Origin of the sequence: Amycolatopsis ponsaeliensis (assembly GCF_030182635.1) — a bacterium.
Taxonomy (GTDB): Bacteria; Actinomycetota; Actinomycetes; order Mycobacteriales; family Pseudonocardiaceae; genus Amycolatopsis; species Amycolatopsis ponsaeliensis.
On record NZ_JAPZLD010000042.1, the window covers coordinates 1 to 25957 of the forward strand.

Sequence of the window (25957 nt, forward strand, 5' to 3'; positions counted from 1 at the left end):
TTGCGCACGCCGTTCCCCGATCACTTGGTTGCTGACCTTCGACAAGCCAGAAACTAAGCCGGACAACGGCGTGCGCCCCTTCACGCCACGCTCAACCACCCACACATCGGTACAAAGAGCCACTTAAGGCCATGAGGGTGCCCCTCATGGCGGTCAGCGGAGGGCGCGCCAGCTCGTGGCCGGTTGGAAGCGCGGCAAGCGGCGCGGGCGCGGGGCCGGCACTTCGGGTTCGACGGGCTTCGGGGCGCTGACCGCGGCCAAGACCGCGACCAGCGCCGCCAGCTCCGTTTCGTCGGGCGCGCCGCGCAGGACCCGCACCACCGGCTCGCCCATCAGACCGGCGGGTTCCCGTGCTTGCGCGCCGGGATGTCGGCGTGCTTGGTGCGAAGCATCGCGAGCGAACGGATCAGCAGCTCGCGCGTCTCGCCCGGCTCGATCACGTCGTCCACGAGGCCGCGCTCGGCCGCGTAGTACGGGTGCATCAGCTCGGTGCGGTACTCCTTGATCTTCAGCGCCCGCACGGTGTCCGGGTCGTCGGCCGCCTTGATCTCGCGGCGGAAGATCACGTTCGCGGCGCCTTCGGCACCCATCACGGCGATCTCGTTCGTCGGCCACGCCAGCGAGACGTCGGTGCCGATCGACCGCGAGTCCATGACGATGTACGCGCCGCCGTAGGCCTTGCGCAGGATCACCTGCACGCGCGGCACGGTGGCGTTGCAGTAGGCGTAGAGCAGTTTCGCGCCGTGGCGGATGATCCCGCCATGCTCCTGGTCGACGCCGGGCAGGAAGCCGGGGACGTCCACCAGCGTCACGAGCGGGATGTTGAACGCGTCGCAGGTCTGCACGAACCGGGCGGCCTTCTCGCTCGCCTCGATGTCGAGCACCCCGGCGAGCACGGCGGGCTGGTTCGCGACGATCCCGACGACGTGTCCGTCCAGCCGGGCGAGCGCGCACACGACGTTGGTCGCCCAGCCGGCGTGCACCTGCAGGAACTCGCCGTCGTCGACGACCTCCGCGATGACGTCGCAGATGTCGTAGGCGCGGGCGGGATCGGTGGGCACGACGTCGAGCAGCCGGTCCGTGCGGCGGCCGGGCGGGTCGGCGGCCGGCACGTGCGGCGGCGCCTCGTTGTTGTTGGCCGGCAGCAAGGAAAGCAGGTAGCGGACGTCGGCCAGGCAGGTCGCCTCGTCGTCGTAGGCGAACGCGGCGACGCCGGAGGTTTCGGCGTGCACGTCGGCGCCGCCGAGGCCGTTCTGCGTGATCTGCTCGCCGGTCACCGCCTGCACGACGTCGGGTCCGGTGATGAACATCTGCGAGGTCTCGCGGACCATGAACACGAAGTCGGTCAGCGCGGGCGAGTACGCCGCGCCGCCCGCGCACGGGCCGAGCATCACCGAGATCTGCGGGATGACGCCGGAGCAGCGGGTGTTGCGCCGGAAGATGCCGCCGTAGCCGGCGAGCGCCGTGACGCCCTCCTGGATCCGGGCCCCGGCACCGTCGTTGAGCGACACCAGCGGCGCGCCCGCGGCCTCGGCGAGGTCCATCACCTTGTGGATCTTCTGCGCGTGCGCCTCGCCGAGCGCGCCGCCGAAGATCCGGAAGTCGTGGGCGTAGACGAAGACCGTCCGGCCGTCCACGGTGCCCCAGCCGCAGACGACGCCGTCGGAGTGCGGGCGGCGTTGTTCCAGCCCGAAGCCGGTGGCCCGGTGCCGGCGCAGGGCCTCGAGCTCGGTGAAGGAGCCCGGGTCGAGGAGCAGTTCGATCCGCTCGTGCGCGGTCAGCTTGCCGCGTTCGTGCTGGCGTTGCGTCGCGGCGTCGTCGGGCCCGCGGCGCGCCGCGTCCTTGATCTCGCGCAGTTCGTCGAGCCGGTTGGCGAACGCGGCCGGTGCCTCAGACACGGACACCTCCCAGCTCGCCGGCCAGCCGACGCAGGATGACGTCCTGGTGGCGGGTGAGGAAGAAGTGCCCACCGGCCAGCTCGACCAGGTCGAAGCCGCCGGCGGTGTGGTCGGCCCAGGAGGCGACCTCGTCGACGGTGGCCATCGGGTCGTCGGAGCCGGTGAAGGCGACGATCGGCGCGGTCAGGGGCTCGCCCGGGGTGTACCGGTAGGTCTCGACGGCCCGGTAGTCGTTGCGCACGACCGGCAGGATCATGCGGACGACGTCGTCGTCGCCGAGCAGGTCGGCCTCGGTGCCGCTGAGGCGCCGCAGTTCGGCGATGACGCCGTCATCGGTCCGGGTGTGCACGCTCTCGTCGCGGGTTCGCGAGGGAGCACGCCGCCCGGAGACGAACAGCGCGGCGATTTCGGCCCCGGCCCGTTCGAGCCGCCGGGCGGTCTCGTAGGCGACCATCGCGCCCATGCTGTGCCCGAACAGCGCGAGCGGCCGGTCGGTGTGCTTCAGGAGAAGCTCGGCAACCCGCTCGGCCATGGCGTCGATGCTGGTCAAGAAGGGTTCGTGCCGCCGGTCCTGCCGCCCGGGGTACTGGACGGCGAGCACCTCGACGTCCGGGGCGAGCGCCTTGGCGACGGGGAAGTAGAAGGGTGCCGACCCGCCGGCGTGCGGCAGGCAGACGAGCCGCGCTTTCGCCTCGGGTGACGCGGCGAACCGGCGGAACCAGTTCTCCTCGGCGTGGTCCACGGGGGCGACCATGTCGTCCACCGCCCTTCGGTGTCGGAGGCTCCTCCCGGCCAAGCTAGCCAGCACCCACGGTGACCAACGACCCCTAACGGCCCCTAACGGGTGACGGGTAGCGGCGGCCGAACCGGGTAACCGTGATGGCATGCGCGTGACCTGGAGCGGAGCCGACCCGGCCGGCTGGCAGGTGCTGGACGTCGCCGGCCTGGACCGCACCGGACTGACGGCGGCCCGCCGCTGGGCCGAGACCAAGCTGGGCAAGCTCCGCGAGAAAGACCTGATCGACACGCTGATCATCGTGGGCGAGCTGCTGGAGAACGCGTACGTCCACGGCGGTGGGCCCCGGCAGCTGCGGATCCATTGCGCGCACGATCCCCGCGAAGTGACGGTGGCGGTGGCCGACGCCGGGGGCGGCGAGCCGAAGCTGCGGGTGCCTGACCGTGGTGGTGGGCGGGGGTTGTTGCTGGTCGATCAGCTTTGCTTGGCTTGGGGTGTCAGCCGGCATGACGACGGAAAGCTGGTCTGGGCCCGGGTGGAGTGCTCGGCGGACTAGCCACCGCACCCGTCAACGCAGCTGAGGAACCAGCTTCAACCAAGCCAAAGCCTCGTCGACGCTCCACTGCACCGGAAGCACAAGCTCCAGCCCCAGCGCGGCGATCGGCCGCAGCAGAGCCCGGCCCCGACCGGCGACCGCGAACGGCACGCCGGCCGACGCGGTGTCCAGCAGAATCGTCAGCACCCGAGCACTGCAGAACGTCACCGCCGAGGCGTCGAACACCAACGCCGGCGGGGCCAGCCGGACTTCGCGGCTCAGCAACTCCCCCAACCGGCCGGTCACCGCGAGGTCGAGGTCGCCGGTCGCGGTCACCACGCTTGCCTCCGGCGTTGTGGTCACTTCGAAGATCGGGCAGCTGCTCGGAGCGGGGATGAGCATCGCGAAGGCCTCCTTGGCGAAGACGCGTGAGGCCGGTCCGGCCGCACGGCAGCCCCGGGTGGGGCTGCGAGATCGAGGCACGACGGCTGCAGGCTGAACCGCTCTCCCGTCACTCTACAACCGATGCACAACCGATTCGCGACGGAACCGCGCCGGCGTCGTCCCCAGCTCCGCCCGGAACGCACGGGTGAACGCCGATTCAGACTGGTAGCCGACCCTCCCGGCGACCACCGCGACGGTCGCATCGGACGTGGTCAGCAGCTGGGCCGCCGTCATCATCCGGGCGCGGGTGAGGAACGCCCCCGCCGTCGTCCCCGTCTCCCGGACGAACCGTCGCAGGAACGTCGCACGTGACATCGCCACCTGACGGCTGAGCCGCTCGATCGTCCAGTCCGCTCCGGGGTTCGCCAGGATGCCGGACACCGCCTCGGCGATCCCCGGGTCGGCCACCGCCGTCCACAGCGCGTCCGCCGTGGCCGCGCCGCGGGCCGTCCGCAGCACCATCGCCAGCAGCACCGTGCTCAGCGCCGAGAGGATCGCCGCCGTTCCGGAGCCGTCGCGAAGCGCCTCCCCGCGCATCAGGAAACTCAGCCCACGCAGGACTTCGTCCGTCTCGGCGGACTGCCCGAACGACACGTGGATCGCGCCCGGCAGGCTCCGGAACAGCAGCGCGCCCGGGCCCGCGTTCACCGTGTAGTGGCCGCAGAACAGGTCGATGACCGGGTCGCCGCCACGCTCGCTGAGCTGGGTGGCGAACGCCGCGCCCTCGGTCTCGACCGTGCCGCGGGGCCGGCCCGGCCCCGCCGTGACCACCCGGTGCCCGACGCCGCTCGGAATCAGCACGACGTCGCCAGGACGCAGTTCGAACACCTCGCGGCCGACGTACAGCCGGCACTCCCCCTCGAGCAGCACGTGGAACGGCACCGTCAGCGCCCGGGACCGGGCGACGTCCATGCGCGTGCCCGCTCCGAGCAGGCAGTGCTTCTCGAGCACCGCCTCGAGGTCGGCCATGCGAAGCAACCGGCTGACGGTATCCACGGTGATACTTTCGGGTAGAAAACTGATACTGGCAAGCCTGTTCGTCTCATCGTCACCGACGCACACTCGACCACATGGAAAAGCTCACCGCGGACGTCCTGGTCATCGGCTTCGGCAAGGGCGGGAAGACCGCCGCCCACGCGCTCAGCGACGCGGGCAAGCGCGTCGTCCTCGTCGAGCAGTCCGCGAACATGTACGGCGGTACCTGCCCGAACGTCGGCTGCGTGCCGACCAAAATGCTCGTCCACTACTCGAACGCCCGCCGCCTGGAAGACGACGCGCAGGAGTTCTTCGCCCACTCGATCGCCGGCGTCCGCGCCCTGACCAGCGCCTTCCGCGCGGGCAACTTCGCCTCCCTCGACGGCAAGGACACCGCGACCGTCATCACCGGCACCGCCCGCTTCGCCGACCCGCACACCGTCGACATCGGCGAAGGCGACGACCGCATCTCCGTCACCGCGCCGACGATCATCCTCAGCACCGGCTCCGCGCCGGTCGTCGCGCCGATCCCGGGCCTGGCCACCAGCAAGCACCTGGTCAGCAGCACCGAACTGACGCAGGCCGCGACGCTGCCCGAACGCCTGATCGTCGTCGGCGGCGGCTACCTCGGGCTCGAGTTCGCGGCGATCTACCAGCACTTCGGCACGCACGTCACCGTCCTCGAAGGAGCCGACCGGCTGCTGCCCCGCGAGGACGAGGACATCGCCGCGACCGCCCGGGAAATCCTCGAGGGCGACGGCATCCGGATCATCACCGGCGCGAAGATCACGAAGGTCGAAGACAGCGGCGCCGTCGCGAAGGTCGTCTACGAAAAAGACGGCGAGACGCACGAGGTCGAAGCGAGCGCCCTCCTCCCGGCCACCGGCCGCCGTCCCGTCACCGACGGTCTCCGGCTCGACGCGGCCGGCGTCCGGACCACGCCGAACGGCGCCGTCGAGGTCGACGAGCACCTGCGCACGAACCAGCCGCACATCTACGCCGTCGGCGACGTCAACGGCGGCCCGCAGTTCACCTACGTGGCCCTCGACGACGCCCGGATCGTGCTGGACCAGCTGCTCGGCGAGGGCAAGCGCACCACGGGCGACCGGGTCGCCGTGCCGCACACGCTCTTCATCACCCCGCCGCTGGCGACCGTCGGCCTGACCGAGCGCGAAGCCCGCACGCTGGGCCTGAACATCAAGGTGGCACGCGAAAAGGTCGCCGACATCGTCGCCATGCCGCGGGCCTACACCGTCGAGGAGACGCGCGGTGTCATGAAGTTCGTCATCGACGCCGACACCGACCTGATCCTCGGCGCGGCCCTGCTCAGCATCGACGCGCAGGAGATCGTCAACACCGTCGCGCTGGCCATCCGCCACCACGTCACCGCGACCGAGCTGCGCACCGCGATCTACACGCACCCGAGCTCGACCGAAGCCCTCAACGAGGTCCTCGGCAAGGTGGTCAGCGGGTAGAACGCACACCCACTGCCGCCTCCGGTGGAGATTCTCCCCATGGCCGGATCGGCGCCGCCGACCTAGCGTGGGAACCCGGTGACGAGGAGGTTCCCGCGGATGCTGATCGACGACCTGGCCGCCCGGCTGCCGGCGGACCGGCTGGTCCGTGACCCGGACGTCGTAGCGGGCTTCGCCCACGACGAGGCCGAGTGGGCGCCGTACGAGCAGCCCGCGGTGGTCGTCCGGCCACACACCGCCGAAGAGGTCCAGACCGTGGTCAAGGCCTGCTTGGAGCACCGGACCCCGCTCGTCACGCGCGGGGCCGGCACCGGCCTCTCCGGCGGGGCGAACGCCGTCGGCGGGTGCGTCGTGCTCGTCACCGACCGGCTCACCGCGATCAAGGAGATCGACGAGCGGGAGCGGTACGCCGTCGTCGAGCCCGGGGTCGTCAACGACGACCTGCGCGCCGCCTGTGCCGAACGCGGCCTCTGGTACCCGCCCGACCCGGCCAGCTCGCCGTGGTCGACTATCGGCGGCAACGTCGCCACCAACGCCGGCGGCGTCTGCTGCGTGAAGTACGGCGTCACCCGCGACTACGTCCTGGGCCTGCAGGTCGTCACCGGCACCGGCGAGCTCGTCCGGCTCGGCCGGCGCACCGCCAAGGGTGTCGCCGGCTACGACCTGACCGGGCTGATGGTGGGGTCGGAGGGCACGCTCGGCGTGATCACCGAGGTCACCGTGCGGCTCAGGCCGGCCCGCGCCGCGGAACGCACGGTCGCCGGGTACTTCGACACGACGGTCGCCGCCGGGCAGGCCGCCGCGGCGGTCGCGGCCCGGGGCGTGCTGCCCTCGGCGCTGGAGCTCGTCGACCGGCACTGCCTCGCCGCGGTGGACAAGTGGAAGAACATGGGCCTGAGCGCCGACGCGAACGTCGTCCTGCTCGCCCGCACCGACGCACCCGGCGCCCTCGGCGAGCACGAAGCCGCGGAGATCCTGGACTGCTTCGAGCAGGCCGGGGCGACGTGGGCCGCGCAGTCGACCGACCAGGCCGAGGCCGACGCGCTGTTCGCCGCCCGCCGCCTCGCCTACCCCGCGCTGGAACGGCTCGGCCCGCTGCTCACCGAGGACGTCTGCGTCCCGACGCAGGCCGTGCCCGAGATGCTCGCCCGCATCGACGCGGCGGGGCAGCGCCACGGCGTCCACATCGCCAACGTCGCGCACATCGGCGACGGCAACCTGCACCCGCTGCTGGTCACCCCGGCCGGCGACGAGGCCGCCCGGAAGAACGCCCAGGCGGCCTTCGACGACATCATCTCCGACGCCCTCGACCTCGGCGGGACCGTCACCGGCGAACACGGCGTCGGCCTGCTCAAGCAGCCCGGCCTCGCGCGCGAACTCGGACCCGAAGTGCTCGAACTGCACCGCGCGGTCAAGAACGCCCTCGACCCGCACCACATCCTCAACCCCGGCAAGGTCTTTCCCGAAGGGACACCCGCATGATCGTCCGCACCACCGCCGGCGAGGTCCGCGGCGAGCCGATCGCCACCGGCGTCCGGTTCCGCGGCATCCCGTACGCCGCCGCGCCCGAAGGCGAGCTGCGGTTCGCCGCGCCGGTCCCGCCGCCCGCCTGGGACGGCGTGCGCGACGCCCGCGAGCCCGGACCCACCGCGCCGCAACGGCATCGGACGATCCCGGGCCTCGACCTTTCCCCGCTGGTGGGCAGCCCCCGGCCAGGCCCGGAGTACCTCACCGCCGACGTCTGGACCCCGGACCCGGGCGCCGAAAACCTGCCGGTGCTGGTGTTCGTGCACGGCGGCGCGTTCATCGGCGGCACCGGATCCGCCCCGGTCTACGACGGCACGGCGTTCGCCCGCGCCGGCGCGGTGCTGGTGACGCTGCAGTACCGCCTCGGCATCGACGGCTTCCTGCCCCTCGACGGCGGCGCGACCAACCTCGGCCTGCGCGACCAGCTCGCCGCGCTGCACTGGGTCCGGGAGAACATCGCCGCGTTCGGCGGCGACCCCGCCAACGTCACGCTCTTCGGCGAGTCCGCGGGCGCGATCAGCGTCGCCTGCCTGCTCGGTTCACCGCTTTCGGCCGGGCTCTTCCGGCGCGCGATCGTCCAAAGCGGACACGCGAACATGGTGCGCGGCCGGGCCGAGCTGGAGCGGGTGACGCAGGCGGTCGCCGACGGGCTCGGCGTCGAACCCACCGCCGAAGCGTTCCGGAAGCTCTCCACCGAGCAGCTGCTCGACGCCCAGGACGCCCTCCTCAAGCCCGGCGGCGGGCCCGATCTGCGTGACGCGGACGGCCGGGACCGCAGTTTCGGCCTCAGCCCGTTCCTCCCGCTGGTCGGCGACGACGTCCTGCCCGAGCACCCGGGCGAGGCGATCCGCAACGGCGCGGGCTCCGACGTCGACCTCATCGCCGGGACGTGCCGCGAGGAGATGCTGCTCTACTTCGGCCCGACCGGGCTGGCGGACGTGCTGACCGACGAGCAGGCCGTGGCCATGCTGTCGGCGTCGCACCCGGACGCGGCGGGCGTGCTCGAGAGCTACGGCCTGGGCGACGGCCGGAAGGCGGGCGAGGTGTTCGTCGAGGCCATGACCGACCTCGTCTTCCGCGACGGCGTCAAGGAGCTCGTGGCGGGCCACCAGGGCCGCTCCTTCCGGTACGAGTTCGAGTGGCGGGCGCCGACGCTCGGCGCGTGCCACGGCATGGAGCTGCCGTTCGTGTTCGACTCCCTCGACGAGTCGGCCGGCCTCGTCGGCGACCGGCCACCGGCGGAGCTGGCCCGCGAGGTCAACGCCGCATGGGTGCGGTTCGCCGCCACCGGCGACCCCGGCTGGGCCGAGGGCACCACGGCCCACCTGGGCTGATGGACGCCCAGCGCGAGCTCTACGACCTCGTCCTGCGCCTGTCGGCGGTCCACGACCTCGACGCGCTGGTGCAGGAGGTCGTCGACCACGCGCGGCGCCTGCTCGGCGTCGACGTCGCCTACCTCGCGCTGGCCGAGCCGGACGGCTCGCTCGTCATCCGGGTCACCGACGGCTCACTGGGCCCGCGGCTGCGCGGGGTCGTGCTGCCGCCGCACGGCGGGCTGGCCGGACAGGTGGCGGACACCGGCGAACCGGTGCAGAGCGCCGACTACCTCGGCGACGCCCGGTTGACGCACCTCGGCGAGGTCGACCGCGTCGCCGAGGACGAGGGCCTGCGCACGATCCTCGGCGTGCCGTTGCGCTTGCGGGGCAAGGTGGCCGGCGTGCTGATGGTGTCGCAGCGCGCGGTGCGCCGGTTCACCGCGGCGGAGTCGTCGCTGCTGACGTCGCTGGGGTCGTTCGCCGCGATCGCCATCGAGAACGCCAAGCTGGTCACGGCGCTGGCGGCGGCGAACGGCCGGCTGGAACGCGCCGTCCGGCTGCACGACCGGCTCTCGGAGGTCGCCCTGCACGGCGGCGCGCCCGAAGACGTCGTGGTCCCGCTGTCGGAGCTGGTGCCGGGCCTGGTCCTGGTCGCGGACGAGCACGACGAGGTCCGCGCCGCGGCCCGCGACGGTTCGCTCGTCGATGCCGGGCTCGAAGGCAAGCCGTCGGCGCTGTTCGCCGGCGTCCGGCGGACTCAGGTGACCGAGCGGGCGGTCACTGTGCCGGTCGCCTCGGCGAACACGTATTTCGGGGCGCTGCAAGTGGTTCCCGACGCGCCGCTCGACGAGGCGGACGTCCGGTTGCTGGAGCGCTCGGCGATGACCGTCGCACTGGTGGCGTCGGTCGAGCGGGCCGAACGCCGGACGACCGAGGAGCTGGTGGAACACCTGGTGACCCGCCGGGTCCGCGAGGTCCCCGCGTACGCCCGCGACCTGCGGCGCCCGCACCTGGTCGTGGTGAGCGAAGACCAGCGGTTGCGGAACCTCGCCCCGCTTTCGTCCAGAGTGGACGGTCGCGTGGTCGCCTTGGTCCGCGCGGACGAGGCGACGGTCCGGTCCTGGTCGCTGGGCACGACCGGCCTCGCCGGCCCGGCGACCGGCGCGACCGCGCTGGCCGACGCGTACGACGACGCGGTCGCGTGCGTGCGGGTCCTGGAAGCACTGGGCCGCACCGGGGCCACGGCGTCGCCCGCCGATCTCGGCCCGTACCGCTACCTGCTCAGCCAGGCCGGCCGCGCGGAGGCCGGCGCGTACGTCGCCCGGACCCTCTCCCCGCTGCTGGCCCACGACGAAGAGCGCGGCACGGACCTCGTCCACACGGCGGAGGTCTTCCTGCGCGGCGGGCGCCGCAAGGCCACGGCGGCCGAGGAGCTGACGATCCACCCGAACACGCTCTACCAGCGTCTGGACCGCATCACCGCGTTGCTCGGCGAAGACTGGCAGGAGGGCGACCGCGCGCTGGACGTCCACCTGGCCCTGCGCATCCACCGGCTGAGCCGCGAAGTGAATTAGTCAACCCCTATTCCGGGCCAATTTCGCACAGAACCGCACATATTGACACGACGAACGTCCGTCAGGCATCGTCGAGAGACGAAGGCCACATTTTCGGTCTTTCCTCCGCGTAGACGAACCCACGGAGATGAATCATGACGAACATCAAAGTTGCGCTTTCCGGTGGTCCGGCCGAGCTGACCGAGCAGCACCGCGACTGGACGGTCGGCAGTATCGGAGACGTCGCGAAGGTCAGCTTCGGCGCCGGCTACGAGCACTTCTCCCACGAGGGCGAGTTCACGACGACCAGCGGCGGTGACCACGTGCCGGTGTTCGCCTGGTGCGGCCGCACCAGAGTCGCCGAGTGACCCGCGGCCGCGCCTCCACCCGGATCTCCACCCCGCGGAGGTCCTGCTCCACCCGGTTCCGGCGTTAGTTTCCTTCCGGTCGGGCGTCGCGAAAAGCGGCGCCGCCGTCCGGAGGGAAATTCGCCATGGGTGAAGTACTCGGTTTCATGCTGCTCCGTTTCGCCATCATCGGCGGCGGGATCTTCCTGCTGATCCTGCTGCTCGGCGTGGTCGTGTTCGCGCTCAAGAAAGCGGGCCGGTACGACCAGGCGAAGCAGGCCGGGAGCAAAGCGCTCGAATACATCGAAGAGCGCCGCAAATCGTGACCGGTCAGTCGTGGTCGAGGCCGTGCCGCACGGCGTAGCGCATGGCCTCGATCCGGTTGCGGGCCCCGATCTTGGCGAACGCGTTGTTGATGTGCGTCTTCACCGTCGTCTCGCCGATGAACAGCTCGGCCGCGATCTCGCCGTTGCTCTTCCCGGCGGCGATCCACCCGAGCACCTCGGCTTCGCGCGCGGTGAGCCCGTCCGGGAGGCTTTCCTTGCGCGGCTTGGGTTTCGCGGCACCGGACAGTGCCCCGGCGACCTGACGCGACACGTCCGCCCCGAAGGTCAGCTGCCCGGCGACAACGGCCCGCAGCGCGGCGCCGATTTCGTGCCGGCCCGCGTCCTTCGTCAGGTAGCCCTTCGCCCCCGCGGCGAGCGCCACGGCGATCGACGCGTCGTCCGAATAGGTCGTGAGGACGAGGACGGCGACGTCCGGGTGTTCTCGCGTGAGCCGCCGGGTCGCCTCGGCTCCGGCCAGGACCGGCATGTTGAGGTCCATCAGCACGACGTCGAGGCCGTCGAGCGTCCCGGCCAGTTCGAGCGCCTGAGCGCCATCGGCCGCCGAGCCGACGACCTCGACGTCGTCGAGGAGCCCCAGCAGCGCGACCAGGCCTTCGCGCACGACCTGCTGGTCGTCCACCACCATCACCGCGATCGTCATGATCGGCAGTCTGCCGCATTCCGGGTGTCCGGGAGAATGGCCGGGTGCTGACCCCCGAAAGAGTCAAGACCCACTGGTGGCGCGTCGCTCTCGCGGTGGCGGCGATGGTCGTGGCGAGCTTCTCGGCGAGCCCGTTCGCCGGGCTGTTCGGCCTGGTCCCGATCCTGGCCTGGAGTGGGCTGGCGCCGTCACGCCGGTCCGGGCTGATCGTCGGCGTGGTGCTGCTGGCGCTGCTGGCGTGGTTCGTCCTGCCGGGCGCGCTGAGCCTGGCCGGCCCCTGGGTCCCGGCGGTGCGCGAGATCTACTGGGTCCACCCGACGCTGGCGGCAGTGGTGTGCGCTGTCGGCGCGCGCCGGGGGTACGGGTGGCTCCTGGCGATGGTGCTCGCCGGGTTCGCCGCCACCGGCGTTGCGTGGATCGCCGGCCTGGAGGCCGCGCCCGGCGACGAAGGGATCCTGCCCGTACCGGCCGGGCTGTGGGCCGCCGGGGACATCGACTGCGGTTCCGGCGGCTGCTGGCGGGTCCTGGAAGCCACCGGTGACCGCGCCCCCGAGGTGCTGCGCGACCACCTCGTCGCCCGGAACTTCACGCCCGCGCCGCAGAGCGAGATCACCCGGGTCCCCCGGTTCTGCCGCCGCACCGGGCTCCTGGTGGACCACGAGGTGTGCGCGGAACTGCGGACTCTTTCACCGGACGCGGTCCGGATGGAGTGGTACGTCAACTGAGAGGGGTGGGGGGGGGGGGGGGGGGGGGGCCGGGCCCCCCCGCCCGGCCCCCCCCGGCCCCGGCCCCCCCCCCCCCCCGCGCGGCGCCAACCACCCCCACCCCCCCCCCCCCCCCCCCCTCCCCCTCCCCCCCCCCCAGCCCGCCCCTCCCCCGCGACCCCCTCTCCCCTCGGCCGCCCCCGCCCCTTCCCCCCCCCCCCCCCCCACTGCCGGCGGGTCAGCGGAAGGCGGCCAGCATCCCGGCCACCGCGGCGGGCCACGTGAACTCCTCCGCCCGCGCCCGGGCAGCCGCGCGGCGCAGGTCTTCTGGGCTTTCGAGGAGGTTCTTCACCGCCGTCGCGAACGCCGGTGCGTGGTCGTCCACCGCCGCGCCGCAGCCCGGCCGGACGATCTCCCGCAGCGCCGACGAGGCCGACACCACCACCGGCGTCCCGGACGCCAGCGCTTCCAGGGCGGCGAGCCCGAACGTCTCGTGCGGGCCGGGCGCCAGGGAGACGTCCGCGCTGGCCAGCAGCTTCGCGACGTCGCCGCGGCCGGACAGGAACCCCAGGAACGTCACCGGCAGGCCGCGCGCCCGGCGCTCCAGGGCCCGCCGTCGCGGGCCGTCCCCGGCGACGACCAGCCGGACCCGCGCGCCCGCCTCCGTCAGCTCCGCCACCGTGTCCACACTGCGTTCCACGTGCTTCTCCGGCGACAAGCGTCCACAATGGACGAGCAGCGCGTCCGCTCCCCCGGCGAGATCGGTGCGCCAGCCGGCGTCGCGCATGGCGGGCCGGAACGTCGCCAGGTCGACCCCGAGCGGCACGCGGTGGACGTTCGGCGCCTCGATCCGGTCGAACTCCGCGCGCGCGAACGCCGTCGTGCAGACGACCGTGTCGTAGCTCGCGGCCATCCGCCGGTTCGCGACGTCGGCGACGCGGCGCGCCACCGGCTCGGGCAGCAGGAACTGCTCCAGCAGCCGGTCGAGGCGCTCGTGCGAAATGACCGTGCTCGGGACGCCGTGCCGTCGCGCCCAGCCGCCCATCCCCCGCAGCGTCAGCCGGTCCGACACCTCCAGCCGGTCGGGTTCGAGTCCGCGCAGGACCGCGCGGACGCGGTGCGGGTCGACGGCGCGGTAGCCGCCGGTGCCGGGGATCTTCGGCGCGGGCAGGGAGAACCGGCGCACGCCGGTCGGCAGGACCTCGTCGGCGTACCGCGTGCCGGGCACGACGAGCGTGACCTCGTGCCCGCTCGCGACGTACCCCGCGCCGAGGTGGTGCAGCGCCGTGCGGAGCCCGCCCGAGCGCGGCCCGTAGAAGTTCGCGAGCTGGACGATGTGCATGTCAGGCCGCGCGGGCGGCCCGGCCCTGCACGGCTTCGTAGTGCCCCATCAGCTCGCGGCAGACGGCCGGCCAGGTGCGGCCCAGCACCACCTTGCGAGCCTTCTCTCCGAGCCTCGCCCGCAGCGCGGGATCACGCAGGGCGCCGACCTTCTCGACGAGCGCCGGGCCGAACGCCTCGCGGTCCGCGGGCAGCAGGTAGCCGGTGCGGCCGGGCAGGACGAGGTCCTTCGGGCCGCCCGCGTCCGGCGCGAGCACCGGCAGGCCGGACGCCATCGCCTCCTGCACCGCCTGGCAGAACGTCTCGTGCGGACCTGTGTGGACGAAGACGTCGAAGCTCGCGTACGCCTTCGAGAGCTCGTCGCCGTACTTCGCGCCGAGGAAGGCGGCGCCCGGCAGCTGCTCCTTGAGGTTTCCGAGTTCCGGGCCGTCGCCGACGACGACCACGCGGATCCCCGGCATCCCGGCGAGCGCGGCCAGCCGGTCGACCTCCTTCTCGGGCGCCAGCCGTCCGACGAACCCGACGAGCAGCTCGCCGTTCGGCGCCAGCTCGGCCCGCAGCGCCGGGTCGGCGTGGTCCGGGGAGAACCGCTCGATGTCGACGCCCCGCGCCCAGCGGTGCACCCGCGGGACGCCGTGCAGCTCCAGCTGCTCGACCGCGTCGCTGGACGGCGCCAGCGTCCGGTCGGCCCGCGAATGCAGCCGCCGCACCCAGCGCCACGCGGCCCGCGCGGCGATGCCGAAGCCGTACGCGGCGGCGAACCCGGCGATGTCGGTCTGGTAGACGGCGATCGACGGGACGCGCAGCCGGCGCGCGGCGGCCAGCCCGCGCGCGCCGACCACGAACGGCGAGGCCAGGTGCACGACGTCCGGGCCGAACGCGGCGAGCGCGTTGAGCACCGTGCGCGTCGGCACGCCGATCGGGAGGGAGTTGACCCCGGGGAAGTCGAGCGCGGGGATCCGGACGACCGGGGCGCCGCGGTAGGAGTCCGGGCCGGGCCCGGGGGCGATGATCAGCACGTCGTGCGCGCGTTCGCGCAGGTGCTCGACGACCCGCAGGACGGAGTTGGTCACGCCGTTCACCTGGGGCAGGAAACTTTCGGTGACTATGGCGACTCGCACGCCTTGGACGATCGCACCCGATCCTGGCGGCGGCGTGACACTGCGGCCAACGCTGCCGGAACAGATCGGCCACGACATGTCATCTCAAGGTCGTGTCCCGGAAACCAGCGGGGCCCAGACTAAGCAGGCATGACCCTCTTGTCCTCCCGGCCGCCGCGGCCCGTCGAGCCCGGCCTGCTGTCGAGGGCGCTCGAAGTGGCCGGACGGCTGGCCAACGACGCCACCGACGTGATCACCGCGACCGCCGGCCGCGGCGCCCACCCCTCGACGCTGGACTCGCCGTTCGACTGGGTCACCGACACCGACCGGATCCTCGAGCGGCACACCCGGCGCGTGCTGACCGCGGAGTTCCCGGGCATCCCGGTGGTCGGCCACGAGTTCGGCGCGGACCACGGCGCGGACGTCGCCGAGTACCGCTGGGTGGTCGACTCGGTGGACGGCACGGCGAACTACGTGGCGGGGGTGCCGTGGTGCGCGTACAGCCTGGCGCTGGTCGACGCGGCCGGACCGGTGGTGGGCGTGGTGGCGGACCCGTACCGGGCCCAGATCTACGCGGCCGCGCGCGGACGAGGGGCCCGCGCGAACGGCAAGCCGGTCCGGCTGACGGACCGCTGCGTGACGGCGGGCGCGCTGGTCTGCACGGAGTTCGCTCGCAAGGGACCGTGGCCGGGAATGGGCGGCTTCATCGAGCGCGCGGCGGCGGCGCACACGGGGGTGCGGGTGCTGGGCTCGGCAGCGTTGTCGATCGCCCAGGTGGCGCTGGGGCACGCGGCGGCGGCGGTGCTGCACAGCTACCACGAGTGGGACGTGGCCGGATCGGTGGCGATGGCGATCGAGGCGGGAGCGGTGGTTCTGGACCGGCATGGGGACGACACGGCGTTGCCGACGGACGGCCTGCTGGTCGCGGCGCCGGGGGTGGCGGACGAGGTCCTGGGGTGGTGGCAGGAGACGGCGCACGCGGGCTAATCGGGTTGCGCGCGCTGTGAGGATCGGGGCATGCCCACGCTGCACACGCCGCGGCTCACGCTCGTGCCCCTCGCCGACGAGCACCTCGAGCTGGAGTACGAGCTGGACTCCGACCCCGAGGTCATGCGCTACCTCACCGGCCGCGCCGCGACCCGGGCCGAGGTCGAACGCGCACACCTCCGCCGGATCGCCGTCGCGCCCGGGTTCGGCTTCTGGATGGGCTTCGCCGGCGAGGACTTCGTCGGCTGGTGGATCCTGCGCCCGCCGCACGGCCCGGACCAGCCGGACGTCGAAGGCGAAGCCGAGCTCGGCTACCGGCTGCTGCGACGGCACTGGCGGCAGGGCTACGCCCGCGAAGGCTCACTCGAGCTGATCCGGTACGGGTTCGAGGTGCTGGGCCTGGACCGCGTCTTCGCGCAGACGATGGCGGTCAACACCCCGTCCCGCGCGACGATGACCTCGGCCGGGCTCACGTTCGCGAGGCAGTTCACCTCGGCCGTGGACTACGACGACCCGATCGACGGGGCCGAGCAGGGCGAAGTCGAGTACGAGATCACACGGAAGCGGTGGCAGGCGCGGTAGCCCGCTTGTTCAGCCGCCGGATCCACCACAGCAGCGGACCCGCCACCAGCCACGTGAAGAACACGAAACTCCCCAGCGGCAGCAGCGTCAACGCGGCCGACCGGCCGGCCACCCGGGCCAGCTCCGGGTCCGAAGCGTCGTACTCGATGCGGACCAGCTGGCCCGCCGCCAGGCCGTCCGGGTAGAGGACGCCGTTCGCCGGGCTGTGGACGATGCCGTCCGGGGTCTCGAAGTGGATGATCGTGCGGTCGAACGCCACCGAGTCCACCGTCGCGTTCGCCGTGCCGAGCTGGGCCGCGATCGCGCCGTCGTTGCGGATCGCCGCGAACAGGAGGCACACGCACATCACGGTGAGGAGCGAGGCGACGCCGAGGGCGGTCCACCACCCGACGCGCCTCACCCGCTCACCTCTCGTGCTCACGCGGCGAGCGTAGCGGTCTCGCTCAGTGCGTGTGTTCCGCGGCGAGATTCCGGTGGTTCGCCTGGATCTGGTCGAACGACTTCGGCTTCACCGAGGCCGCCCGCGCGGTGAACGCCGCCGGCGACGCGCCGTTCGGGCCGACCGCCGGCTTGCCCGCCGTGTACAGCCAGGTCTGGAACAGGTCGTACAGCGGCTTGCCCGAAACCTTCTCGGCCAGCGCGATGAACTCCTGGATCCGGCCGTCCTTGCCGCCCTTCTGGACCTGCCAGGCCTGCAGGATCTTGAAGAACGCGTCGTCGCCGACAGCCGTCCGCAGGGCCTGCAGCGTCAGCGCGCCGCGGTCGTACACGGCGTTGTCGAACTGGTTGTCCGCGCCCGGGTCGGCCGGGACGAGCTTCCACAGGTCACCGTCGGCCGGGTTGGAGTCGTAGGTGTACTGCGCGAGCTCGGCGACCGTGCCCTCGCCCTCGTGCTCCGACCACAGCCACTCGGCGTAGGACGCGAAGCCCTCGTTCAGCCAGATGTCGCTCCAGCGGCCGAGCGAGACGTTGTCGCCGAACCACTGGTGGGCGTTCTCGTGCGCGATCAGCGTCGTGTTGGAGCCCGCGCGGAAGTTGCGAGCACCGTAGGTCGGCCGGGTCTGGTTCTCCAGCGAGAAGGTGATGCCGCTGGTCACGACGCCGCCCTCGGCCTCGAACGGGAACGGCCCGAACTTCGTCGCGAGGAACGCGTCGATCTCCGGCGTGCGCTCGACGCTGGCTTTGGCCGCGTACAGCGAGTCGCCGAGGTCGGAGCCGTACGCCGTGATGAACGGCTTGCCGTCCGGGGTGGTCGACTGGTTCAGCTCGTACTTGCCGACGATGAACGACGTCAGGTAGGTGGCCTGCTGCTTCGTGCTGCGCCACTGCCAGCGCGTCCAGCCGGCGCGGCTCTTCGTCGTCCGCACGAGCGTGCCGTTGGAGACGGCGACGTTGTCGTCCGGCGCCTCGATGGAGACGTCGTAGGTCGCCTTGTCGGTCGGGTGGTCGTTGGCCGGGAACCACCAGGCGGAGCTCTGCGGCTCGTCGATGCCGAGCGCGCCGAAGGAGCCCTTCTTCCAGGCGTTGATGCCGTCGACCTTCTCGGTGGACGGGGTGTCGGAGTAGGCGACGACGACGGTCGCCGTCTGGCCCTTGAGCAGCGGCTGCGCCGGCGTGATGACGAGCTCGCCGTTGCCGGTCTGGTTGGCGAACTGGGCCGGCCGGTTGTTCACCAGCACGCTCGACGCCTTGAGCGCGAAGTCCAGGTCGAACCGCGACAGGTCCTGCGTGGCGGTGAGCAGCAGCGTGGTGGTGCCGGCGAGCACGTCGGTCGCGGGCTGGTAGGTCAGGCGGATGTCGTAGTGCAGCACGTCCGTCCCGCCGTTGCCGGCGTTCGGGTAGTACGAGTCACCGACACCGGGAGCACCGGGCGTCGGGGCCGCACTGGCGGTACCGGCGAGCAGCACCGAGGCGACCCCGGCCGCGAGCACACCGAGGCCGGTGCGAGTTCTTGCACGCATTCGAATCCCTCCAACGGGTGAGGTTCAGCGCGGTCGAACGTAGCCAGCCAAGGAGGTGCCAGGTACAGCCAAAGGAAGGTTCTTGCCTACTGGGATCAAGATCGGAAACCGCTTGACGTGCCGGTTTGTCCCGATCAACCGGCCGAAACCGCGCCCGACACCGCCGCCCGAAGCCGGCCGTGCAGGTCCCGGTGCCGCGATCGGTCCACCCGCACCTCCACCACCCGCAACCCCGGCGCCGGACGCAAAGCCGCGCGGAACTCCGTCAGCGTCTCCGCCACCACGTGCGGCACCCGGTACCCCGCGCACAACGCGCCCAAGTCCGCGCCGTGCGGTGTCCCGAACACCCGCTCGAAGCTCGCCGAGTGCTCCGGGGCGCCCTGCTCCAGCAGGGAAAAGATCCCGCCGCCGTCGTCGTTGCACACCACGATCGTCAGGTCCGGGCGCTGCTCCGCCGGGCCCGTCAGCAACCCCGACGCGTCGTGCAGGAACGTCAGATCACCCAGCAACGCGTACGACGGCCCGCGGTGGACGTACGCCGCGCCGATCGCCGTCGAGACCGTTCCGTCGATGCCCGCCACCCCGCGGTTGCGGTGCACCAGGACGTCCGGGCGCAGCCGTCCCGCCAGCGCCACGTCGCGCGTCGGGTTGGAGGAGCCCACCACCAGCAGCGAGTCGGCCGGCAGTGCGTCCACCAGCTCGGACGCCACTCGCAGCCCCGACGGCCACGGCTCCGCGTCCAGCACCGCCGAAACCGCCGCGGACGCCGCCGCGTCGGCGCGGCGCCAGCTCGCCAGCCACTCCGGGTCGGCCGGCTTGGTCGGCTCGTCGAACCACTGCCCGACCTGGCGGACGTTGTGTGCGGGCGCCGGCCAGTCCGAGTCCGGGCGCACCAGCAGGACCTCGATCGACGGGTCCGAAATCACCTTCTGGATCTGCCGGAACACCGTCGGCCGGCCGAGACAGAGCACCTGCTCCGGCTTGTGCTTCGCGATGAACTCCTCGACGCCCAGCAGCCACGCGCCGGACGAGATCGCCGTGCCGCCGGACAGACCCAGCCCGCCCGTCTCCGACACCACCGGCCAGCCGTGCTGCTCGGCCCACTCGCTGGCCGCCTGGACGCCGGTGTCGCACGCGATCACCAGGCCGTGACGCGCCGAGGGCACCACGAACGACGGCAGCGCGCCGAAGTCCGGCAGCTCGGTCCAGCGGGACCCGTCGGGACGGCCGTCCAGGGACTCGTACCACTCGCCGTCGTCGTCCAAGTCCGGGACGAGCGGCTCGCGGAACGGGATGTTCAGGTGCACCGGGCCGCAGCGCCACTCGCCGTAGGCGGCGTTCCACGCCCGGCAGATCTGGCTGCGCCAGTACGAGTTCTGGCCGGCCCGCCGCTCGGCGACGGCCAGCTCGTCGAAGTAGCGGGCGGCGTTGCCGAACAGCCGGTGCTGGTCGATGACCTGCGACGCACCCGCGGCCCGCAGCTCGGGCGGCCGGTCGGCGGTCAGCACGATCAGCGGGACGCCGGCGCGGTCGGCCTCCAGCACGGCCGGGTGGAAGTTCGCGGCCGCGGTGCCGGACGTGCAGAGCACGGCCACCGGGCGGCCGGTGCGCGCGGCGATGCCGAGGGCGAGGAAGGCGGCCCCGCGCTCGTCGATGCGGACGTGCAGCCGGAGCTTCCCGGCGGCCGCCGCGTCATACAGCGCGATCGACAGCGGCGCGTTGCGGGAGCCCGGGCAGAGGACGACGTGCGAAACGGTGTTGCGGACGAGTTCGTCGACGATGACCCTGGCCTGCGCGGTGGAAGGGTTCACCGGCAGGCTCCGAACAGATCACTTGTGTCCACAGGTTCTATTCTCCCAAACGTGGATGACGCCCGAGTTTCCGAGCTGTTCGACCCCGCCGCGTGGACCGAGGTCGAAGGTTTCGCCTTCACCGACATCACCTACCACCGCTCCGCTGAGAGCCGCGGCGGCAAACGCGTGGTGCGCATCGCGTTCGACCGCCCGGAGGTTCGCAACGCCTTCCGCCCGCACACCGTCGACGAGCTCTACCGGGCCCTCGACCACGCCCGGATGAGCTCCGACGTCGGCTGTGTCCTGCTCACCGGCAACGGCCCCTCGCCCAAGGACGGCGGGTGGGCGTTCTGCTCCGGCGGTGACCAGCGTATTCGCGGACGCTCCGGGTATCAGTACGCGAGCGGCGAGACCTCCGACACGGTGGACCCCGCGCGGGCCGGCCGGCTGCACATCCTCGAGGTCCAGCGGCTGATCCGGTTCCTGCCGAAACCGGTGATCGCGGTCGTGCCGGGCTGGGCCGCGGGCGGCGGGCACTCCCTGCACGTCGTGTGCGATCTCACGCTCGCCTCGGCCGAGCACGCCAAATTCAAGCAGACCGACGCCGACGTCGGCTCGTTCGACGGCGGCTACGGCTCGGCCTACCTGGCGAAGATGGTCGGCCAGAAGTTCGCCCGGGAGATCTTCTTCCTCGGCCGGGAGTACTCCGCCGAGCAGATGCACCAGATGGGCGCGGTGAACGCGGTCGTCCCGCACGCCGACCTCGAAAAAGAGGCCCTGAGCTGGGCGTGGACGATCGCCGGCAAGTCGCCGACGGCGCAGCGGATGCTCAAGTACGCGTTCAACCTCACCGATGACGGCCTGGTCGGCCAGCAGCTGTTCGCCGGCGAGACCACCCGGCTGGCGTACATGCAGGACGAAGCCGTCGAAGGCCGTGACGCCTTCCTGCAGAAGCGCGACCCCGACTTCAAGGACGTCCCCTATTACTACTGAGCTGCTCCCGATCGAGCTCGACGGCTCTCCGGAGTCGCTCGAAGCCCTCACCACGGCCATCGCCGACGCGCTCGGCGGCGGCCCGGCCGTGCTGCCCTTCACCGACCCCGCGCTGCGTGACGCCATGAGGCCGGGCGAGCCCGCCGAAGCGGACACCGCCGTGGTCATCGCCACGTCGGGCTCGACCGGCGCGCCCAAGGGTGTGCTGCTCTCGGCCCGCGCGCTGGTCGCGTCCGCCGAGGCCACGCACGCGCGGCTCGGCGGCCCCGGCCACTGGCTGCTGGCCACTCCGGCGCACTACATCGGCGGTCTGCAGGTGCTGGTCCGGTCGCTGCTGGCCGGCACGACACCGGTGTTGCTCACCGGCCAGGGCTTCCGGCCGGACGACTTCGCGGCCGCGGCGGCGCACCTCGATGGCGGGCCGCGGTACACGGCGCTCGTGCCGACCCAGCTGGTCCGGCTCCTCGACGACGGCGGCGCCGGGCTGGCCGCGGCGAAGGCGTTCGACGCGATCGTGGTCGGCGCGGCCGCGACGTCGGCGGCCCTGCGCGAGCGCGCGGCCGACGCCGGCGTCCGGATCGTGCCCGCGTACGGGATGAGCGAGACGGCCAGCGGCTGCGTCTACGACGGCTTCCCCCTCGACGGTGTCCGCGTCGACCTCGACGGCGGCCGGATCCGGATCGCGGGCGACGTCCTCGCGCACGGCTACCGCCTGCGGCCCGACCTCACCGCGGAGTCGTTCGACGGCGGCTGGTTCACGACGTCCGACCGTGGGGTTCGTCACGACGACGGCCGGATCGAGGTCCTCGGCCGCGCGGACGACATGATCAACACTGGTGGCGTGAAGGTGTCGGCGAACGCGATCGAGCGGTGCCTCGGCGCCCAGCCGGGCGTGCGCGACGCCTGCGTCGTCGGACTGCCGGACCCGGAGTGGGGCGAGGCCGTGGTGGCGCTGGTCGTCCCGGAGGGTGAACCTCGTGAAGCGGACGAACTGCGCGCCGCGGTCCGGGCCGAACTGGGCGCGGCGGCCACGCCGAAACGCGTCGAATACGGCACTGAGCTGCCCCTTCGCGGCCCGGGCAAGATCGACCGCGCGGCGGTGAAGGCGCGACTTCAGTCGGGTTTGGGCGGCTGAATGGCGGCACTTCGTTGACATGTACGGCGTGCACCCGCTTGGCTACTCACCATGACGCGCTGGATGAGAACGGCCCTCGTCGGGACCGCCGTCACACTGGGGCTCCTGCTTCCCGTGGGCGCCGCACTGGCCGATCCGCCCGCCGCGGATCCCAACAGCGGCACGCTCACCTGGCAGCTGCCGACCACGGACTGACTTCACGGGCTCTCGCCGGGCTTTGATCGACATGGCGTTGAATGGCGCCATGGCGAGCTTGAGCGAGTGGATCGAGGGGGCCCGGCCCCGGACGCTGCCGAACGCGGTGGCGCCGGTGGTGGCGGGCGTCGGCGCGGCGATCGCGCTGGACGCGTTCTCGTGGTGGCGCTCGGCTTTGGCGCTGCTCGTGTCCCTCTCGCTGATCGTCGGCGTCAACTACGCCAACGACTACTCCGACGGCATCCGCGGCACGGACGAAAACCGCGTCGGGCCGTTGCGGCTGGTCGGGTCCGGGGTCGCCGCGCCGAAGGCCGTGCTGACGGCGGCGCTCGTCGCGCTGGGCCTGGCCGGTGTCCTCGGCCTGCTGCTCGTCGCGCTGAGCGGCCAGTGGTGGCTACTGGCGATGGGCGCGCTGTGCATCCTCGGCGCGTGGTTCTACACGGGCGGCAAGAAGCCCTACGGCTACTACGGTTTCGGCGAGATCGCCGTGTTCGTGTTCTTCGGGCTGGCCGGCGTCCTGGGCACGGTCTACGTCCAAGCCGGTCGGGTCAGCTGGGCGGCGCTGGCGTGCGCGGTCGCAGTCGGCAGCTTCTCGACGGCGGTCCTGACAGCCAACAACCTGCGTGACATCCCGACCGACGTCGAGTCCGGCAAGCGCACGCTCGCGACGCGTCTCGGCGACGGTGGGACGCGGCGGCTGTACCTGGCGCTGATCGCGGCGCCGTACGTGCTCGGCATCGTCCTGGGGATCTTCCACCCCCTGCTGCTGATCACCCTGCTGACGGCGCCGATGCTGCTGAAGTCGGTCCGCGCGGTCGGCGGCGGCGCCCACGGGCGCGAGCTGATCCCGGCGTTGCGGGACACGGGCCTGGCGATGCTGGCCTGGGCGGTGCTGGCCGCGGTGGCGCTGAGCTTCTGACGCGTCAGACCTCGATCAGCCGCAGGTCGCGGGCGGCGACGAGGGCCGCGGTGCGCGTGTGGACCCGCAGCTTGCGGAACAACGCGCCCTGCAGGTTCTCCACCGTCCGCGCCGAAATCCCCAGCTCCGACGCCGTCTGGCGGGTCGTGTGGCCGGAGCCGATGGCCGCCAGGATCTCGCGCTCCCGCCGCGTCAGCGACAGCGCGTACGGCCCCGGCAGCTCCGCGGGCGCCCCGACCAGGCCGAGCCGGACGGCGTGGGCGACGGCGTGCGCCTGGCTGTGGACGTCGAGCTTCGCGAAGATCTGCTGCTTGTGGTTCTCGACGGTCCGCGGGCTGATCCCCAGCACCGCCGCGGCCTCCCGCGGGGTGTGGCCGGCGCAGATCAGGCACAGCACCTGCCGTTCCCGGGTGGTCAGCGACGGCGTCCGGACCGGGGCACCGGCCCGCTTGATGACGTCGAGCAGCACCCGGAGCCCGCTGCCGTACGGCACGACGGCGTCCGTCCCCGCCGGCCGCGCTCCGGGTCCGCCGTCGCCCAGGCCGACCAGGCGGACCGGAGCGGGCAAGGGGCCGCACTCTTCTGGGCCCGCTTCGAAGACGGCGACGTCCGGGGTGCGGCCCGCGCACACTTCCGCCAGCCGGGTCCGGGACGGCACGGTCCCCACGACGGACACACCGGGAACACGCGCCAGGTTCTCCGCGAGCAGCTCACGCAACAGGCGGTTGCCGTGCTGCACCACGACTCGTACGGCAGGCCTCGTCGCCATGCCCCACCTCGATCCGGTCGGTTCCCCTCGCGAATCGCCCGTTCGACAGTTTCGCACACCCGCTCACGAAAGGGTCTGGACCAAATGGGGGCACTGTCTTTTCAGGTCAGCTCGACGAGCGGGAACGCGCGGTGCCGCCGCGGGGGAATCAGGTAGTTCTGCCGCCGGGTCGCCGTGATGAAACGTTCCAGGCCGTGGTCCTCCTCCTCGAGGTCGAATTCGTCCAGCAGATCCACGGAAGCCTGGCTGCGCCGGAGATCCGCGAAGAAGTCCGCGCTCGGGAAGAACCCGGAGAACTGCAGCTTCGGCGTGTTCCGGCCGGTCCGGGTGTCCATCGCGTCGAAGCCGGGGCCGTCGATCCGCAGGTGGATCGGGCGCCCTTCGGCGGTCCGGCCGGTGCGGTGCAGCTGCGAGACGTGCCCGATGCGGGCGAACCGCTGGGCGCTGGTGCGCGCGTAGTCGCGGCCGTTGAACAGGTTCCGCAGCACCGCGCCTCGCATGCCGAGGCTGCGCGGGCCGCCGCCGTCGAGGAACGGGTCGGCCGGGTCTTCGAGCACCTGTGCCGGTGACTGGAACATGTACTGCAGCCGCTCGTCGAAGTTCTCGCGGTGGTCGACGTCCTCTTCCGGCTCGCGGCCGTCCACGTAGAACTGCTGGAGGTCGAGCAGGACGTGCGAAAGGTGTTGCACGGCCCCGTTGTCGAAGTACGCGCCCGGCTGCGCGGTGGTGAGCCGGATCCCGTGGCCGCCTGCGAAGGTGACGTCCTGCGGCGGCGCGCTCGCGTCCACCTGCTGGTCGGCGAACCCCATCCACATCGGGGAGAACGGGTTGACGAAGGAGGCGAACGGCAGCCGGTTGGCGTCGGCGAGGTAGCGCGGCAGCCCCATCTGCACGAACATCGCGCGCGACGACGTGATCGTCATGCCCGCGTCGAACCGCGGTGACGCGATCGGGCGGCCGACGAGCCGGCCGCTGCCGCCCAGCCACGCGACGACGTCGGCCACGTAGCTCCAGTCGTCGCCGCGGATGGTGAACAGGACGTCGTTGTTCTCCAGCACGAGCGGCACGGTGAACTCGGGCCGCCGCAGTTCGAGCGCGTGCGCGCCGGGCGCGACGTCCGTCGGGCTCGCGACGGCCCGCTTCAGCACCGGCTGGTTCCCGGCCAGCGTGCGCGGCATGTTCGCGTTCACCAGCGCGGCGGGGAACCGCGCGAAGTAGGTGTCGCTGTAGGCGACGTGCGTCATGACGCCGCCGGGCGCGTACGGGTAGTTGCCTTCGATGGTGCGCAGTACGGTTTCCATCCGGCCCGCGTCCGCTTTGGACGGTGCCCGGCCCAGCCGCGCGGTGACGAACGTGGTGTGGATCGGCGGCATGCCGACCGGGACGCCGTCGAGCGTCTGCGCCGGCGGCATGAACGGGCCGAGGTCGAACTGGACGTCGGGGAAGGCGACGTCCTCGGCGGCCCAGGCCATCCGCACCGGCACCCTGGCGAAGCCGGCGACCAGGTCGAGCGTGCCGAGCGCGGCCATCGCCCCGGCGACGACGCCGGTGCGGCGCAACGCGGTCCGGCGGCCGACCGGACGGGACAGGATCGGGACGATGCTCACGCCGGCGTCACCCGCGGCACCGGCGGAGCGGTGCGCGAGCGGGCACTTCGACACGGGACGTTCGGGAACAGCGGACAC

The 25957-nt window shown here is 72.4% G+C and carries 27 protein-coding genes; 14 read left to right on the top strand and 13 right to left on the bottom strand.

The features are described 5' to 3' along the window. Positions 1-153 precede the first annotated feature (153 nt). The 3 genes from QQ657_RS42640 to QQ657_RS42650 are packed head-to-tail and all read right to left on the bottom strand — an operon-like array spanning position 154 to position 2652. Positions 154-333: an acyl-CoA carboxylase epsilon subunit gene (locus QQ657_RS42640; protein WP_284748068.1), complete on the bottom strand. Its 180-nt coding sequence runs from the start codon at positions 331-333 to the stop codon at positions 154-156. Then, a complete protein-coding gene (locus tag QQ657_RS42645) occupies positions 333-1856 on the bottom strand; it encodes an acyl-CoA carboxylase subunit beta (protein WP_284748176.1) in 1524 nt (507 codons plus the stop codon). Before QQ657_RS42645 ends, QQ657_RS42640 begins: the two co-directional genes overlap by 1 nt. A gap of 34 nt (positions 1857-1890) precedes the next feature. Beyond that, on the bottom strand, positions 1891-2652 hold the full coding sequence (locus tag QQ657_RS42650) for a thioesterase II family protein (RefSeq protein ID WP_284748069.1): 762 nt from the start codon (positions 2650-2652) through the stop codon (positions 1891-1893). A 130-nt stretch (positions 2653-2782) separates the two neighbouring features. Here QQ657_RS42650 and QQ657_RS42655 point away from each other — a divergent pair, with 130 nt between their 5' ends. Further along, the gene (locus QQ657_RS42655; RefSeq protein ID WP_284748070.1) at positions 2783-3190 is read left to right on the top strand and encodes an ATP-binding protein; all 408 of its coding nucleotides are present in this window, start codon (positions 2783-2785) and stop codon (positions 3188-3190) included. Between the two features lie 12 nt (positions 3191-3202). Here the strand turns inward: QQ657_RS42655 and QQ657_RS42660 are convergent, their stop codons facing one another. Further along, positions 3203-3571: an STAS domain-containing protein gene (locus QQ657_RS42660; RefSeq protein ID WP_284748071.1), complete on the bottom strand. Its 369-nt coding sequence runs from the start codon at positions 3569-3571 to the stop codon at positions 3203-3205. Between the two features lie 114 nt (positions 3572-3685). Then, positions 3686-4609, bottom strand: coding sequence for an AraC family transcriptional regulator (locus QQ657_RS42665; protein ID WP_284748072.1), 924 nt, complete (start codon positions 4607-4609; stop codon positions 3686-3688). 74 nt (positions 4610-4683) lie between these two features. Between QQ657_RS42665 and QQ657_RS42670 the strand changes: the two genes are divergently transcribed. The 6 genes from QQ657_RS42670 to QQ657_RS42695 all read left to right on the top strand — a co-directional run bounded on the left by QQ657_RS42670 (position 4684) and on the right by QQ657_RS42695 (position 11132). Continuing rightward, the gene (locus QQ657_RS42670) at positions 4684-6063 is read left to right on the top strand and encodes a dihydrolipoyl dehydrogenase family protein (protein ID WP_284748073.1); all 1380 of its coding nucleotides are present in this window, start codon (positions 4684-4686) and stop codon (positions 6061-6063) included. A 99-nt stretch (positions 6064-6162) separates the two neighbouring features. Continuing rightward, on the top strand, positions 6163-7545 hold the full coding sequence (locus tag QQ657_RS42675) for an FAD-binding oxidoreductase (protein ID WP_284748074.1): 1383 nt from the start codon (positions 6163-6165) through the stop codon (positions 7543-7545). Beyond that, positions 7542-8924: a carboxylesterase/lipase family protein gene (locus QQ657_RS42680; protein WP_284748075.1), complete on the top strand. Its 1383-nt coding sequence runs from the start codon at positions 7542-7544 to the stop codon at positions 8922-8924. The genes QQ657_RS42675 and QQ657_RS42680 overlap by 4 nt, the downstream gene beginning before the upstream one ends. Next, positions 8924-10480, top strand: coding sequence for a helix-turn-helix domain-containing protein (locus tag QQ657_RS42685; RefSeq protein ID WP_284748076.1), 1557 nt, complete (start codon positions 8924-8926; stop codon positions 10478-10480). Before QQ657_RS42680 ends, QQ657_RS42685 begins: the two co-directional genes overlap by 1 nt. Before the next feature lie 134 nt (positions 10481-10614). Then, the gene (locus tag QQ657_RS42690; protein ID WP_284748077.1) at positions 10615-10827 is read left to right on the top strand and encodes a DUF5988 family protein; all 213 of its coding nucleotides are present in this window, start codon (positions 10615-10617) and stop codon (positions 10825-10827) included. A gap of 125 nt (positions 10828-10952) precedes the next feature. Next, positions 10953-11132 (top strand): hypothetical protein, encoded by a 180-nt coding sequence (locus tag QQ657_RS42695; RefSeq protein ID WP_284748078.1) that lies wholly within the window; start codon positions 10953-10955, stop codon positions 11130-11132. Between the two features lie 4 nt (positions 11133-11136). Here the strand turns inward: QQ657_RS42695 and QQ657_RS42700 are convergent, their stop codons facing one another. Beyond that, entirely contained in the window at positions 11137-11793 is a 657-nt protein-coding gene (locus tag QQ657_RS42700) for a response regulator (RefSeq protein ID WP_284748079.1), read from the bottom strand. Between the two features lie 44 nt (positions 11794-11837). On the opposite strand from QQ657_RS42700, the gene QQ657_RS42705 reads away from it, so the two are divergent. After that, the gene (locus QQ657_RS42705) at positions 11838-12518 is read left to right on the top strand and encodes a hypothetical protein (RefSeq protein WP_284748080.1); all 681 of its coding nucleotides are present in this window, start codon (positions 11838-11840) and stop codon (positions 12516-12518) included. A 217-nt stretch (positions 12519-12735) separates the two neighbouring features. Here the strand turns inward: QQ657_RS42705 and QQ657_RS42710 are convergent, their stop codons facing one another. Continuing rightward, complete coding sequence (locus QQ657_RS42710) at positions 12736-13839, bottom strand: glycosyltransferase family 4 protein (protein WP_284748081.1); 1104 nt, start codon at positions 13837-13839, stop codon at positions 12736-12738. Position 13840: 1 nt separating this feature from the next. After that, positions 13841-14911, bottom strand: coding sequence for a glycosyltransferase family 4 protein (locus tag QQ657_RS42715; protein WP_284748082.1), 1071 nt, complete (start codon positions 14909-14911; stop codon positions 13841-13843). Between the two features lie 177 nt (positions 14912-15088). On the opposite strand from QQ657_RS42715, the gene QQ657_RS42720 reads away from it, so the two are divergent. Both QQ657_RS42720 and QQ657_RS42725 read left to right on the top strand, forming a co-directional pair. After that, a complete protein-coding gene (locus QQ657_RS42720; RefSeq protein ID WP_284748083.1) occupies positions 15089-15925 on the top strand; it encodes an inositol monophosphatase family protein in 837 nt (278 codons plus the stop codon). A gap of 30 nt (positions 15926-15955) precedes the next feature. Next, positions 15956-16507 (top strand): GNAT family N-acetyltransferase, encoded by a 552-nt coding sequence (locus QQ657_RS42725; protein ID WP_284748084.1) that lies wholly within the window; start codon positions 15956-15958, stop codon positions 16505-16507. On the opposite strand, the gene QQ657_RS42730 is transcribed toward QQ657_RS42725, so the two are convergent. The 3 genes from QQ657_RS42730 to menD form a co-directional block, all read right to left on the bottom strand. Then, positions 16479-16928: a DUF3592 domain-containing protein gene (locus QQ657_RS42730; RefSeq protein ID WP_284748085.1), complete on the bottom strand. Its 450-nt coding sequence runs from the start codon at positions 16926-16928 to the stop codon at positions 16479-16481. The two genes, QQ657_RS42725 and QQ657_RS42730, sit on opposite strands and share 29 nt — an antisense overlap. A gap of 22 nt (positions 16929-16950) precedes the next feature. After that, positions 16951-18468: a M1 family metallopeptidase gene (locus tag QQ657_RS42735; protein ID WP_284748086.1), complete on the bottom strand. Its 1518-nt coding sequence runs from the start codon at positions 18466-18468 to the stop codon at positions 16951-16953. Positions 18469-18602: 134 nt separating this feature from the next. After that, on the bottom strand, positions 18603-20279 hold the full coding sequence (menD, locus tag QQ657_RS42740) for a 2-succinyl-5-enolpyruvyl-6-hydroxy-3-cyclohexene-1-carboxylic-acid synthase (RefSeq protein WP_284748087.1): 1677 nt from the start codon (positions 20277-20279) through the stop codon (positions 18603-18605). Between the two features lie 51 nt (positions 20280-20330). On the opposite strand from menD, the gene QQ657_RS42745 reads away from it, so the two are divergent. From QQ657_RS42745 to QQ657_RS42760, 4 genes are read left to right on the top strand one after another with little or no spacing between them, the layout of a single operon-like run. Continuing rightward, positions 20331-21254 (top strand): 1,4-dihydroxy-2-naphthoyl-CoA synthase, encoded by a 924-nt coding sequence (locus QQ657_RS42745; RefSeq protein WP_284748088.1) that lies wholly within the window; start codon positions 20331-20333, stop codon positions 21252-21254. 1 nt (position 21255) lies between these two features. After that, the gene (gene menE / locus QQ657_RS42750) at positions 21256-22389 is read left to right on the top strand and encodes an o-succinylbenzoate--CoA ligase (protein ID WP_284748177.1); all 1134 of its coding nucleotides are present in this window, start codon (positions 21256-21258) and stop codon (positions 22387-22389) included. A gap of 51 nt (positions 22390-22440) precedes the next feature. Then, positions 22441-22584 (top strand): hypothetical protein, encoded by a 144-nt coding sequence (locus QQ657_RS42755; protein WP_284748089.1) that lies wholly within the window; start codon positions 22441-22443, stop codon positions 22582-22584. 49 nt (positions 22585-22633) lie between these two features. After that, positions 22634-23503, top strand: a complete 870-nt coding sequence (locus tag QQ657_RS42760; RefSeq protein ID WP_284748090.1) for a 1,4-dihydroxy-2-naphthoate polyprenyltransferase — start codon at positions 22634-22636, stop codon at positions 23501-23503. A gap of 4 nt (positions 23504-23507) precedes the next feature. Here the strand turns inward: QQ657_RS42760 and QQ657_RS42765 are convergent, their stop codons facing one another. Further along, positions 23508-24272 carry a response regulator transcription factor gene (locus QQ657_RS42765; RefSeq protein WP_284748091.1) on the bottom strand — a complete coding sequence of 255 codons (765 nt, stop codon included), beginning with the start codon at positions 24270-24272 and terminating at the stop codon, positions 23508-23510. Between the two features lie 101 nt (positions 24273-24373). Beyond that, the gene (locus QQ657_RS42770) at positions 24374-25957 is read right to left on the bottom strand and encodes a DUF7405 family protein (protein ID WP_284748092.1); all 1584 of its coding nucleotides are present in this window, start codon (positions 25955-25957) and stop codon (positions 24374-24376) included.